This is a genomic window from Streptomyces sp. NPDC003042, assembly GCF_053591315.1.
This window is the reverse complement of sequence record NZ_JBSFTP010000035.1, coordinates 22,527-35,287: the sequence shown is the minus strand read 5'-3', so window position 1 is coordinate 35,287 and position 12,761 is coordinate 22,527. Positions and strand designations below refer to the sequence as shown.

Here is a 12,761-nt window from a genome sequence, read left to right as displayed (position 1 = left end):
AAAGGGTGCGCATGTCGCACGTCGAGGAGTACGTCGAGGTCAACGTTCCTGTACGCACGGCCTACAACCAGTGGACGCAGTTCGAGGAGTTCCCCGCGTTCATGGAGGGGGTCGAACGCGTCGACCAGCGCACGGACACGCTCACCCACTGGGTGACGAACGTGAACGGTGTGCAGCGCGAGTTCGACGCGCAGATCACCGAGCAGCTCCCGGACCGGCGCGTCGCGTGGATGACGGTCGACGGGGAGGCCCGCCAGGCCGGGCTCGTCACCTTCCAGCCGATCGACGCGACGACCACCAAGGTCGTCCTGCGCATGAACTGGGTGCCCGACGGTCTGGCCGAGACGGCCGCCGACAAGCTCGGCTTCGTCAAGCGCCAGATTTCGGGTGATCTGAAGCGGTTCAAGCTGTTCATCGAGTCGCGCCCGGTCGAGACGGGCGCCTGGCGCGGCGCGATCTGATCCCGACCGGAGACGGCGGCCAGGGCAGGACGGGCCGACGGAATCCTCGGCCATCTCGGCCACGTGGCGAGCTGGTGCGCCGGCCGGTACCGCGGACTCAAGCCGGCTCGGCGACGACGGCTTCCCCGTGGCGGACGCCCGGGTGGATCGACAGGACGCGGTGCGTCTTCGGCACTGACGTCCAGGCGCAGCCGTGTGAGTCGAAGCGGGTGGTGGAAGACGCCGCCGTGGTCGATGGCGGTGTCGGCGCTGATCTTCGCCACCAGTTCGGGACGGACCGAGATCGCGTCGAGGACGTCACGGCTGCCCCAGGCCGAGGCGAGGGGCGGAGGACCGTGCCTCCGATGCGGGAGCTGGACGCGGACGAATGAAGCACCGGGGGCGGGGCAAGCGGAGTCAGGGCGGGGCACGAAAGTCGCCGCGCCCGACGTACGGCAAGAGAACGGACGGCAGGGAATCCCTTGGCGTCCTCTGTTCACCGGAGGAGTTGTTTTCGCGTGACTGAGCATGTGTGGAGTTACAAGTCGACCTCGGGTCATCTGGCCGGTACCGATCTGACCGGCTACAAGGTCGAGGCCACCGACGGGAGCATCGGCAAGGTCGACAGGCACTCCGATGAGGTCACTGACGCGTACCTGGTCGTGGACACCGGGGTCTGGATCTTCGGGAAGGAGGTCCTGCTGCCGGCGAGCACCGTCGTCAGCATCGACCCCGAGGAGCGGAAGGTCTTCGTCGACCGGACCAGGGGCCAGATCAAGGACGCCCCCGAGTTCCACCGGGACAAGCACCTCGGTGACCCTGGATACCGCGATGAACTGGGCGCCTACTACGGCACCGGCGGCGGCGTCCCCTTCGGCTTCCCGCACGCCTGACCGGGTCGGACAGTGGGCCCGGGCTCCTCGAGTCCGGGCCCACTGCCTTGCCCGGCCCGTGATCCGCTCGCAACGGGGGGCGACGGTGCGCACGCGCCGTTCGGCACCGAACTCGACCTCTACCGGGCCGGCAGCGAATACCTCGTCCCGTCCCTGGCCCCCGACGGCCGGCACCCGCCCCGGGTCCGGATCGGCGGACCCGACCGCACTCGGCGCTACGACATGGCCCTGCTCCACGTCTCGTCCATGAGTTCCGGCGCATTGTCGGCCCGAGTCGTAGCCCGCGCAGCACACGGGTCAAGTCCCGTGCGAACGTGGATAACTGGAGGGAAGCGGGAGCCGGGCCACCCCGCCCGCCGGGCACAGCACCGATAAGGACGGCGTTCGAGGGTAGACGCGATGTGAGGCGCCACGGCGGATCCAAAGTTCCACCGAATTCCCAACGCGAAAACGAGGCATCATGATTCTCGTCGGACTCATTCTCGTGCTCATCGGATTCCTGACCGGAATTTCCCTCCTGTGGACCATCGGGACCATCCTGCTCGTGGTGGGTGCAGTGCTGTGGATCCTGGGATCGGTTGGGCGCGCGGTGGGCGGCCGCCGCCACTACTGGTAGCGGGTGGGCCCCCACGCCGGCCCTCGTCCCCGGACCACCTGGGATCCCGCCGCGGCCGTGGCGGAGAGGGTCTGACCCGCCTTGACGTCGTCGGCCTCGCTCTCCAGCTTCGCGACGCCTCCCACGACGTTGAACACGAACCGCTTGAGATTGCGGCTCTCCGACACCTCGTCGACGCCGTCGATGCGCAGGGTCAGCGTCTGGACAACGGTGCTTCGAATCGGGTCAACAACCTGACGAACCCTCAGTCTGAGTCGCCCGGCCCCGAACGGACCGACGGCAGCAACAAGCCGTCCTGCGGGCCGCCTGAGCGGCTGCCTCCGACGCACCCCGGCGCGGGCCACCACCCGGTGGCGGCCCGCGCTGTCGTGTGTCCGGGGGCCGGCCCCGGGTGCCCCCGCAGGGGTGAATCTTGCCCTCACGTGTACTACTCGCAGCAACACGAGATACTCGCCTCCTGGGCACCTGGCCCGTGCGAAGCCCAAGAAGCACGGCATGCCCTGACCGCAGCACGAGCCCATGGCATCGTCCAGGCCGTCCACACCCCTCCTGACCTGCACGTATTCAGAACAGAAGAGGTTCAGTGCTCGCAGAGGGAGAATTCTCGTTCGTAGAGCTGCTCGTTGTGTTCGTCGACGAAGAACTTGCGTTCATGCATGAGTTGTTCGCGGTAGTTCCTGGCCTGTTCAAGCGTCATGGTCGAGGTGTCGGACCATGGTTGTTGGGGCGGCACATCGGATGTCGAGACGATCTTTTCCGACGGGTCGACCAGGAAGAACGCGAGAATTTTGCGATGTCCCGGGCGGGTGGGGTCCATGAGGCGGAAGGAGCCGACGCGGTGTTGCAGGATGTTCGGGAACGCCAGGCAGCGGCCCGCTGGGGTCGATGTCGATCCCAGCATCTGGTTCAGTGCGTCTTCGTCCTCCAGGCCGTAGACCTCACGCAGGCCGTTGTCGTCGTTCTGTTCGTAGTACGGGTCGTCGAGTGCCGCCCGGAAACTCAGCCGGCTTTCGGTGATGTTCTCGCTGTCCCAGTAGTAGATGCCGGTCGAGACGATCCGCTCGTTCATCATCCCCTCGACATGCCAGGAACCGCCGGGGTACTCGGGCTTGTCCGGGGTGAGATGAATGGTGGCGAGCTTGACGATGACCTGGAGGCGGCGGCCACGCAGGTCGACTCGGGCGGATTCGTCGGGCAACTCGGGCGGGGTGAAGGCCGGGGCGTCCGGGATGGACGGACGGCGGTTTTCCCACCAGTCGTCCTGGGCCTCTTGCCATGCATGGAGGGCTTCCGCGTAGGCCCCATCATCACTGTAGGAGGATTTGTCCGGATACTCCGGCTCCGAGTCGTACCACCCGAAAGGATCCGCCTCGATCCGCAGGGGCCGCGGATGGCGCAGATCGGTGAGCACGTTCTCCAGCAGCGGGCGCAAGCGCGCGAACAAGTCTGGCAGGACGGAGGCCAGTTCGCGATGAGTATCGGGGTGGACGTTGTTGACGTACGAACGGAAGGCGACATCGCCGTCGTCACTGACGTCGACGTCCGTGGGTAGCCACTGGAATTTCTCCGAGAATTCGTACCTCGAGTGGCGGTCCGTCGGATTCTGCCAAGCCCGCTCGGGCGCACCGCTCACCTCTCTCACCAGGCAGAACAGTGAGGGATGAACCAGATCCAGTACCTGGCCGTCGGATCCGGGATGCCAGTCCCGTGCTGCTTCGGGGACCTGTTCCAGAACCCGAACCGCCTCGCGCAGCCGGGATCTGAGCTTGTCGTCGACCAGTGTGTCCGACTGCCACACCCCGTCGACTGCGGACACCTCGACGCCGGTTCGTCCGTCCCGCAGCGCGGCGTAGTGCAGGAGCTCGGCCAGCACGTAACGAACCTGTGCTTCGGTGAGGCCCTGGGCGAGCGCTTCTTGGGTCCACCTGGCGACGATGTCGGCATCGTTCATCTTGTCGAACCACCCCGGCTTCGCCCTAATGTGTGAGCTGCACTGCATCATCTGAAGTTCCCGCAGCGTTCGGGGTGTCGCGAGCGATATGGAACGGGAAGCATGAAAGGGCAGCGGGAAAGCAGACAGGCCAGTCAATTCTCTTGGTCCTCTTAGTCGGTGTGCGGTGGCGGGAAGGATACTTCAGCAGACTGACACCGCTGCCGTGGTCCCTGTCCTCGCTGGTCCGGGAGCCAGGGCTTCGACGTAGTCGCGTGATGTCCGGTTCGCGCTCATCCGAGGCCGAGGAGCGCGAGCGCTTGGGCGTCGGTCCCGGCCGGGTTCCGTCTGCGGAGCCGGTCGGCGGGGCGGCGGGCGGGCCGGCCCCGTCCCGGATCAGCAGCGGCAGGGTCGTGGTCGCCACGGTGAGCCGGTAGTTCACGCCCTCCTGCGGTGAGAGCCGCGGCCGCGCGCGCGAAGTTCACGAGCCGATGGAGGTGCGCCCTGCCGATCCCGAACTCCTGCTTGACGTGAGAGAAGGCCCAGGTCACCGACCTGGGCCTTCGTCATTGTCACCGATCGCCGTGCTGTGGCTGTGGTCAGCACCGACCAATGACGGCGTTGCCGGGAGCAGTGGTGTCGGTGCTGGTGTAGAACTCCATGGCGGCGGCGAGCCATTCCTCGACGCTCAGCGAGCCGTCGCCGTTCCGGTCCAGGACGCGGAAGGCTTCCTCGGCCTCCTGCGCCGACACTCCGAGAGCGCACTGGAGGGCCTTGAACTCACTGATGTCCACGACACCGTCGTCGTTGGAGTCGGCGAGCGCCACATGCGCGGCGACAGCAGGGCGAACGATGCCGGCGATCCGCTCGTCGTCCCTGGCGGCCAGGAGTGCGTTGATGAACTGGTCGGCCGAGATGCGTCCGCCGGAGGCGGTACCGGCCAGCTCCGCGATGCCCGTCCAGTAGTTCTCGCCGGCCTGGTGGGCCGCCTTCGCCTTGGGTGAGTCGACGCTCTCCCCGGCCGCGTCGATCAGGCGCCCGGCGAGGGCCTTGAAGTCGTCCCTCTCCAGGTAGCCGTCCCCATTGGCGTCGAGATAGCGGAAGCGGTGCTCAAACTTGCGGCGCAGCAGATCGTTGGTCATGACGTCCTCCAGGGAGCTGGGCGGCTGCGTACGGTCTTCGAAGGCAGCGCAAAGCAAGGGGTATGCGGGGAATTGATGGCCATCGCTACTATATGCAATCAACCACTCGCTTTGCGCAATGGTCGGTTCCGGTTCCGGTTCCGGTGCCGTGGTCGCCGCCGGGACGGCGGGTCAGCTCGGAGGCCGGCAGGGGTCGGCCACGAGGAGGTGGACGTCCAGGGACAGCTCGGCAGTGGAGCGGAGGCAGAATCCCGCCCGGTCGAGGAGGGTGTGGTACTCGCGTTCGGTGCGTTCGCGTCCTGCGCCGTTGTTGACGAGCATGTGGATGTCCCAGGGGCGGGCCAGCGAGGAGGCGCCGTTGTCGTGCGGGATGAGGCGTTCCAGGATCAGGAGCGGGGCGCCGCTGTCGGCAATGGCGGTGCGGCAGGCCCGGAGGATGGTGGCGCATTGCTCGTCGTCCCAGTCATGCAGGACGCGTGACAGCAGATAGATGTCGCCGCCGGACGGGACCGCGGTGAAGATGTCGCCGGGAGCGAGGGTGCACCTGTCGGCCAGTCCGCGCTCTTTCAGGTGGCCGCGCGCCCGGTCGACGACCGTGGGGAGCTCTACCAGTACGGCCTTCAGGTGGGGGTGCGCCTCGAGGAGGACGGCCAGCAGGGAGCCGTCCCCGCCGGCGACGTCGACCACTGTGCGGGCGCGGCCGAAGTCGTGAGCTTCGGGCAGGTGAGCGAAGAAAAGACGCCCGCATGCCATGGCCCGGTCGAACAGTGCGCCGACCTCGGGGTGGTCGGCAGCGTGGTCGAAGAACGGCCGCCCATAGACGTGCTCGAAGCCTTGCCGGCCTGTGCGCACCGCGTCGGTGAGGGCTCCCCAAGAGCGGTAGAACGGTCCCGCGTACAGGAGTACGAGGTCGCGCATGCTGGCTGGGTGGTCCGGGTCGAGGAGGCGGCCGGTGTCGGTGAGGGTGTACGCATGGCCGTCCGTGTTCAGCAGCCCCAGGGTGGCGAGGTAGGCCAGGAGCCGGGTCAGGGCCTGGGGGTGAGCGCCGGCGGCGGTGGCGAGCTCGCCGCTGGTGGCGCTGCCGTTGCGCAACGTCTCGGCGATGTGCAGTTCGGCCATGGCGGCCAGGGCTTGTGTCGTCCAGGCTCCGGTCGCGAGGGCGAGCAGGTGCCGGTGGGCGGTGTCGGAACGCGGGAGCCGGCTGGTGCCGGCACGGACGGGGACCGCCCGCGCCGCTGGTCCGGTCCCGCCGGGAAAGGCGTCGACAGGGGAGCCGGGCAGCACGGGTGTGTCGGCGATGTGGTCGGCGAGCACCTCGCTCCAGGTGCCGTCGCACGTGATCTCCAGGCGCCGGTTCAGCGGACCCCCGCCGCCAGTGCTCCGGAAGTACAGGACGGTGCGCCCACTTCCGGCTGTGCCCTCCGCCGGGTTGACGCCGCCTCCGTCCGGCAGGTAGCCCGCCCTGCGCGTCAACACGTCGGCCAGGCCGCGCAGCACGATGTCGTCAGGTGAGGGCACGTCCAGGGCGAAGTGCGCCTCCGCGTCCTGGGTCCGCTCGGCGGCGGCCGCTCGGGCCAGCAGCGGGTCGCCGTCCGGTTGGAGGGAGAAGACCTCCAGGGCAGGGGTGCCGTCGTGGCGCTGGGCGCGGGTGATGGTGACGTCAGCCGCTTGGGCCTTCAGGCCGTGGCGGCGCGCGAACCGGTGCCGGACCACGGTGCTGGGGATGATGGAGGTCACCTCGTACCCGCGCCGGGTCAAGGCCGCCCGGAGATCGGACGCGGTGCGCGGGAAGACCATGAGGGCCCCGTGGGACGGCCGACAGTGCCGCTGGAGGGCCGTTACGACGGCGGAGTCGGCGTCTGCGGAGAGGACCCGTTTCAGTAACGGGCCGTCGTCACCCAGGAACCGGATCAGAGTGTCCAGCCGGGCTTCGTCCTGTTCATTCAGGGCGGGTTCGCCGGTGGACGGAAAGACAGCCGCAGTCATGGACGTACCTCTGAGTGCCGGGGGGAATGGGGGTGGAGCGCGCGATTACTGCTCCGCGTAATCATTCAACTACCCTACGTCCCGTTGACACTTGCCGCCGACTGGACCGGCACGACATGGGAGCCCGCTCTGCCCGCCTATGCATCCCCCGCCGTCCCCGCCGTCCCGGATGTCGCCCTGCACGACCTGCTGCTTCCGCTCCCGCCCGACGCGGCTGACCGTACGGCGCTCGTGGACGCCGCGACCGGTGAGCGCTGGACGCACCGCGAAGTGCGCGCACGCGCTCTGGCGGCCTCGGCCGCCTTCACCGCCGCCGGCGTCACCGCCGGTGAGCCGGTCGCGTTGTCCCTGCCCAACGGGGTGGACTTCGCGGCCGGCCTGCTGGGACTCCTGTCGGCGGGAGCCGTGGTCAGCCCCATCGGCACCGGTACTCCCGCGCGAGCCCTTGCCCGGCAGTGCGCGGCGATCGGCGCCGGCCGAATCCTGTCCCACCCTGCGGGCACCCCGACACACCTAGGCCTCCCCAGCGCCCGACTGCTGCGGCTGCCCAGCGCCTTCCCCGCACCGGTCCGGACCGCTGCTGCCGCCGCCGTGCCCGACGCGGCCACATTCCGTGCCGCACCGGCGTTGCTGCCGTGGTCGTCAGGGACGACCGGTACTCCCAAGCCCGTCGTCGTCAGCCACCACAATGCCGTGGCCGGCCTGATCCAACTGGCCGCAGCCCAGCCGCTGCGCACGGACGACGTCCTCCTCGGAGTCCTGCCGTTCAGTCACATGTTCGGCCTCCAGTACATCCTCAACCACGCCCTGCTGTCGGGCGCGGCGATCGTTCTGCTGCCGCGCTGGGACACGGCGCAGGCCCTGCGGGCGATCGAGGAGCACCAGGTGACCCTGCTGCACGCGGTGCCGCCGATGATCCGCGATCTCGCGCTGTACAGCGGGCCGCGACGGTGGGACCTTGCCAGCTTGCAACAGGTGATCGCCGGTGGCGCTCCGCTGCCGGCGCGGGACGCCGCCCGGTGCGAAGACCGGTTGGGTGTCCCGGTCGACGCCGCGTACGGCCTCACCGAGGTCAATACCTGTCATCTGACCCCTCGGGGCGCGCCCCGCCGGGCGGGCTCGTGCGGACTGCCGGTCCCCGGCACCGAGTACCGCGTCGTGGCGCCGGCACATGACGGCGCCGGCGAAACGGACGCCGCCTCGGTCGCGGACGACGCCGTGGTGGTGGCGGGAACGGTGGGTGAACTCCACCTGCGCGGCCCCCAGGTAGCCCAGGGGTACCTGGACACCGACCGGCAGATCGTCAGGATGACCGACGATGACGGGTGGCTGGCGACCGGTGACCTGGTACGGGTCGACGACGACGGCCATCTGTACGTGGTCGACCGCCTCAAGGACGTGATCAAGTACAACGGGCACCAGATCTCCCCCGCCGAGGTGGAGGCCGTTCTGCGGGAGCACCCCGCGGTGGCCGACGTCGCCGTGGTACCCGTGCCGGACCCACGGGCCGGGCAACTGCCCGCGGCATGCGTGGTCCTCTCGCCCGGAGTCACCCTCACCACCGAACTCATCTCGGACCTCAAGGAGTTCACCGGCCGACACCTGCCTTCGTACAAGAGGCCCCGCATCGTGGAAGCCGTCGCCTCCATCGAGCGCACCGCGTCCGGAAAGCCGCTGCGGCGCCTCCTCGCCGACCGGTTCCGTCGGTCCCCGGCACCGACGCACCGACCCGAACCACCAGACCCACGGCACGCGGCCCCGGATCTGTCCGGCCACACCGTCCTGATCACCGGCGGCTCGCGCGGCCTCGGCCGCGCCCTGGCCGAAGCGTTTCTGGCCCACGGTGCCCGCGTGGCGGTCACCGGCCGTGACCCCGAGACGTTGGCCGCCCTCCGCCGAGACCTGCGCACTCACGGCGACCTGTACACCGCGACCGCCGACAGCACGGACCACGCCGCCCTGCGCGATCTGACGGCGTCACTGCGTTCGTCCTGGGGCGCCATCGACACCCTGATCACCAACGCCGGTGTCCCCGGCCCCTGTGGTCCGGCCTGGGAAAACGACCCCGAACAGTGGTGGCACGCCCAAGAGGTGAACCTGCGCGGCACCTTCCTCGCCTGCCACTCCGTCACCCCCTCGATGGCGGAGCGCGGCAGTGGGCGTGTCATCACCATCACCAGCAACGCCGGCCGCCACCGCTGGCCGCACATGTCCGCCTACTCCGTCTCCAAGGCCGCGGTCATCAACTTCACCGAGAACCTCGCAGCCGAACTACGCCCCCACGGAGTTCGGGCGTTCAGCTACCACCCCGGGCTCCTCACCATCGGAATGGCCACTGCCCAACTCGCTGGGCAGCACCCGCCGGGAAGCTGGGACGAGCGCATCCAGCAGTGGTACCTGCGCCACCACGCCGCGGGACACACCACCGCGACCGAACACAGCACCCGCGGCGCCGTCCTGATCGCCGCAGGAGCCGCCGACCACCTCTCCGGCCACTACCTCACCCCCGACCACCCTGCCCTCAACAGCCACCAGAGCCTCCACAGTGACCCCCCGCAGCATGGGGCGAACCCCGCAGGCTCGGTCCCGGGCGAGATTGTCTGATCAACGGCTCTGTCGCAGAGACCGGCCCGGCCACCGGCTCCCCCGGCCGAATCCCGGTCCGCCGGGCCCGACCGTAAACCGCAGCGACGCGAGACACCCCGGCGCTGCCATGACAGCCGGGGTGGCCGGCTGCCGCCGCTTCCGCTTGAGGTGGCCATGGTCAGGGTGTAGGGCTTGACCGAGGAGGACCTCGCTCAATGACGTCGCGCCGTTACAGCATGCCCACGTCACTCACACCGGCACACCCAGACCATGCGCGAGCATGGCGCACGGCCCCTTCTCGACAACCGCCGACAGGCGCTCGCCGCAGACCTCCAGGGCATCACCATCGCGGTGTGGGCGAACACCCTCCCCCCTCCAGCGTGGCGAGCCCTGGTACGAGATTCGGCGTCGACGACTCGGACGGGCGCCGCGCCCGCTACCCCGAAGCGGCCGGTCGATGACGGCTGGGCAAGCGCCTCGGCGTGGCTTGCCCGCCTCGGGCTGTCAGCCGGAGACCTCGCCCGTTCGAGGGAATCGACTGCCCGTCCCCTTCGCTCACGGCCGACGGTCAGTGGAAGTATCGGTCGAGCCACGATCCCGCGGCAGGAGGTGCGCGAGCCGCAGTCCGCGTCGTCCGGTGTGGTTTCTCGCGCCCATGGAGATCCGGGTCATGGCTGCTGCGCCGCGAGTCGGGAAACGGCACGCGGTGGGTGGTCCCGGGCGGCGGCGCGGCGTACCGACACGCGCCGCCCGGAAGACAGACTGGAGAAGGGTGTCGGTCAGGTCCCGGTGAGGTGCTCGGGGCGGACCGGCGTCTTGTTGAGCTCCAGGCCGGTCGCGTTCCGGATCGCCGCGACGACGGCCGGGGTGGACGACAGGGTCGGGGCCTCGCCGATACCGCGCACTCCGTACGGCGCGTTCGGGTCCGCCAGCTCGAGGTAGTCGACCGGGATGGTCGGGGTGTCGAGGATGGTCGGGATCAGGTAGTCCGTGAAGGAGGGGTTCTTCACCTTCGCGGTCTTCGGGTCGACGATGATCTCCTCCATCACCGCGACGCCGAGGCCCTGGGTGGTGCCACCCTGGATCTGGCCGACGACGGACAGCGGGTTGAGCGCCTTGCCGACGTCCTGCGCGCAGGCCAGCTCGATGACCTTGACCAGGCCGAGCTCGGTGTCCACCTCCACCACCGCGCGGTGCGCGGCGAAGGAGTACTGGACGTGGCCGTTGCCCTGTCCGGTGCGCAGGTCGAAGGGCTCGGTGGGGCGGTGCCGCCACTCCTCCTCGACCTCCACGACCTCGTCCTCCAGGACGTCCACGAGGGTGGAGAGGACTTCGCCGCCGTCGGTGACGACCTTGCCGCCCTCCAGGAGCAGTTCGGCCGTGGCCCACGCCGGGTGGTACGGGCCGAACTTGCGCCGGCCGATCTGCAGGACCTTCTCGCGGACGAGTTCGCAGGAGTTCTTGATGGCGCCGCCGGTCATGTACGTCTGGCGGCCCGCCGAGGTCGAACCGGCGGAGCCGACCTGGGTGTCGGCCGGGTGGATGGTCACCTGCGTGACACCCAGTTCGGTACGGGCGATCTGCGCGTGGATGGTGACACCGCCCTGGCCGACCTCTGCCATGGCCGTGTGGACCATCACGACGGGCTCGCCGTTGATGACCTCGATGCGCACCTTGGCGGTCGAGTAGTCGTCGAAGCCCTCGGAGAAGCCGACGTTCTTGATGCCGACCGCGTAGCCGACGCCGCGGACGACGCCCTCGCCGTGCGTGGTGTTGGACAGACCGCCGGGCAGCGCGCGGACGTCCGCGCCCTCGCTGGACTCCCACTGGCGCTCCGGCGGCAACGGGCGGGACTTGACGCGGCGCAGCAGCTCGGCGACCGGGGCGGGCGATTCGACCGGCTGCCCGGTCGGCATGATCGTGCCCTGCTCCATCGCGTTCTTCTGCCGGAACTCCACCGGATCCATGCCCAACTTGGCGGCAAGCTTGTCCATTTGGGCCTCGTACGCGAAGCACGCCTGGACCGCGCCGAAGCCGCGCATGGCACCACAGGGCGGGTTGTTGCTGTAGAGGCCGATCGCCTCGATGTCGACGTCGTCGATGACGTACGGGCCGACCGAGAGGGACGCGGCGTTGCCGACGACCGAGGCCGTGGACGACGCGTAGGCGCCGCCGTCGAGCACGATCTTGCACTTCATGTGCGTGAGCTTGCCGTCCTTGGTGGCGCCGTGCTCGTAGTAGAGCTTCGCCGGGTGCCGGTGGACGTGCCCGAAGAAGGATTCGAAGCGGTTGTAGACGATCTTGACCGGCTTGCCCGTGCGCAGCGCGAGCAGGCAGGCGAGGATCTGCATCGAGATGTCCTCGCGGCCACCGAACGCGCCGCCGACGCCGGCCATCGTCATGCGCACCTTTTCCTCGGGCAGGCCGAGGACCGGGGCGATCTGCTTGAGGTCCGAGTGCAGCCACTGGGTGGCGCAGTACAGGTCGACGCCGCCGTCCTCGGCGGGGATGGCGAGACCGGACTCCGGGCCGAGGAAGGCCTGGTCCTGCATGCCGAAGGTGTACTCGCCCTCGACGATGACGTCGGCGCGCTCGCGGGCCTCTTCCACGTTGCCGCGGATGATCGGCTGGCGGTGCACGATGTTCGGGTGCGGGACGTGACCGGCGTGGTGGTCGTCGCGGTTCTCGTGAACTCGTACAGCGTCGGGAGCGGTCGCCGAGGCCTCATCGGTGATGAGGGGCAGCTCCTTGTACTCGATCTTGATCTTCGCGGCGGCGCGGCGCGCGGTCTCCGGGTGGTCGGCGCCCACGAGGGCGACCGGCTCACCGTGGTGACGTACCTTGCCGTGGGCCAGGACAGGGGTGTCCTGGAACTCCATGCCGTAGTACTTCATCGCGGCCGGCAGGTCGTCGTACGTCATGACGGCGTAGACGCCGTCCATCGCGAGAGCCTCGGAGGTGTCGATGGACACGATCTCGGCGTGGGCGACCGTGGACCGCAGGATCTGGCCCCACAGCATGTCCTCGTGCCACATGTCCGAGGAGTAGGCGAACTCGCCGGTGACCTTCAGGGTGCCGTCCGGGCGCAGCGTCGACTCGCCGATGCCGCCCTTGGTCCGGGAGCCCTGGGTGACGTTGGTGGGGATACCGGTGGTGGTGCCAGCCATG

Annotated in this window: 9 protein-coding genes; 4 read left to right on the top strand and 5 right to left on the bottom strand. The window is 69.1% G+C overall.

What is annotated here, in order from left to right; genetic code table 11:
- The first annotated feature begins 11 nt into the window (after positions 1-11).
- The 3 genes from ACWDYJ_RS18860 (at position 12) to ACWDYJ_RS18850 (ending at position 1,949) form a co-directional block, all read left to right on the top strand.
- Complete coding sequence (locus ACWDYJ_RS18860; RefSeq protein ID WP_451566687.1) at positions 12-461, top strand: SRPBCC family protein; 450 nt, start codon at positions 12-14, stop codon at positions 459-461.
- A 497-nt stretch (positions 462-958) separates the two neighbouring features.
- Positions 959-1,333 carry a PRC-barrel domain-containing protein gene (locus ACWDYJ_RS18855; RefSeq protein ID WP_451566686.1) on the top strand — a complete coding sequence of 125 codons (375 nt, stop codon included), beginning with the start codon at positions 959-961 and terminating at the stop codon, positions 1,331-1,333.
- 460 nt (positions 1,334-1,793) lie between these two features.
- The gene (locus tag ACWDYJ_RS18850; RefSeq protein ID WP_451566685.1) at positions 1,794-1,949 is read left to right on the top strand and encodes a DUF6131 family protein; all 156 of its coding nucleotides are present in this window, start codon (positions 1,794-1,796) and stop codon (positions 1,947-1,949) included.
- Here the strand turns inward: ACWDYJ_RS18850 and ACWDYJ_RS18845 are convergent.
- The 4 genes from ACWDYJ_RS18845 to ACWDYJ_RS18830 all read right to left on the bottom strand — a co-directional run bounded on the left by ACWDYJ_RS18845 (position 1,940) and on the right by ACWDYJ_RS18830 (position 7,007).
- Positions 1,940-2,116: a hypothetical protein gene (locus ACWDYJ_RS18845; RefSeq protein ID WP_451566684.1), complete on the bottom strand. Its 177-nt coding sequence runs from the start codon at positions 2,114-2,116 to the stop codon at positions 1,940-1,942. The two genes, ACWDYJ_RS18850 and ACWDYJ_RS18845, sit on opposite strands and share 10 nt — an antisense overlap.
- Positions 2,117-2,529: 413 nt before the next feature.
- Positions 2,530-4,038: a DUF4246 domain-containing protein gene (locus ACWDYJ_RS18840; RefSeq protein WP_451566683.1), complete on the bottom strand. Its 1,509-nt coding sequence runs from the start codon at positions 4,036-4,038 to the stop codon at positions 2,530-2,532.
- A gap of 440 nt (positions 4,039-4,478) precedes the next feature.
- The gene (locus ACWDYJ_RS18835) at positions 4,479-5,021 is read right to left on the bottom strand and encodes an EF-hand domain-containing protein (RefSeq protein ID WP_451566682.1); all 543 of its coding nucleotides are present in this window, start codon (positions 5,019-5,021) and stop codon (positions 4,479-4,481) included.
- A 171-nt stretch (positions 5,022-5,192) separates the two neighbouring features.
- Positions 5,193-7,007: a methyltransferase gene (locus ACWDYJ_RS18830; protein WP_451566681.1), complete on the bottom strand. Its 1,815-nt coding sequence runs from the start codon at positions 7,005-7,007 to the stop codon at positions 5,193-5,195.
- Positions 7,008-7,091: 84 nt separating this feature from the next.
- On the opposite strand from ACWDYJ_RS18830, the gene ACWDYJ_RS18825 reads away from it, so the two are divergent.
- Positions 7,092-9,611: an SDR family NAD(P)-dependent oxidoreductase gene (locus ACWDYJ_RS18825; RefSeq protein WP_451566680.1), complete on the top strand. Its 2,520-nt coding sequence runs from the start codon at positions 7,092-7,094 to the stop codon at positions 9,609-9,611.
- 761 nt (positions 9,612-10,372) lie between these two features.
- Here ACWDYJ_RS18825 and pucD read toward each other — a convergent pair.
- Positions 10,373-12,760 (bottom strand): xanthine dehydrogenase subunit D, encoded by a 2,388-nt coding sequence (pucD, locus tag ACWDYJ_RS18820; protein ID WP_451566679.1) that lies wholly within the window; start codon positions 12,758-12,760, stop codon positions 10,373-10,375.
- Position 12,761 lies beyond the last annotated feature (1 nt).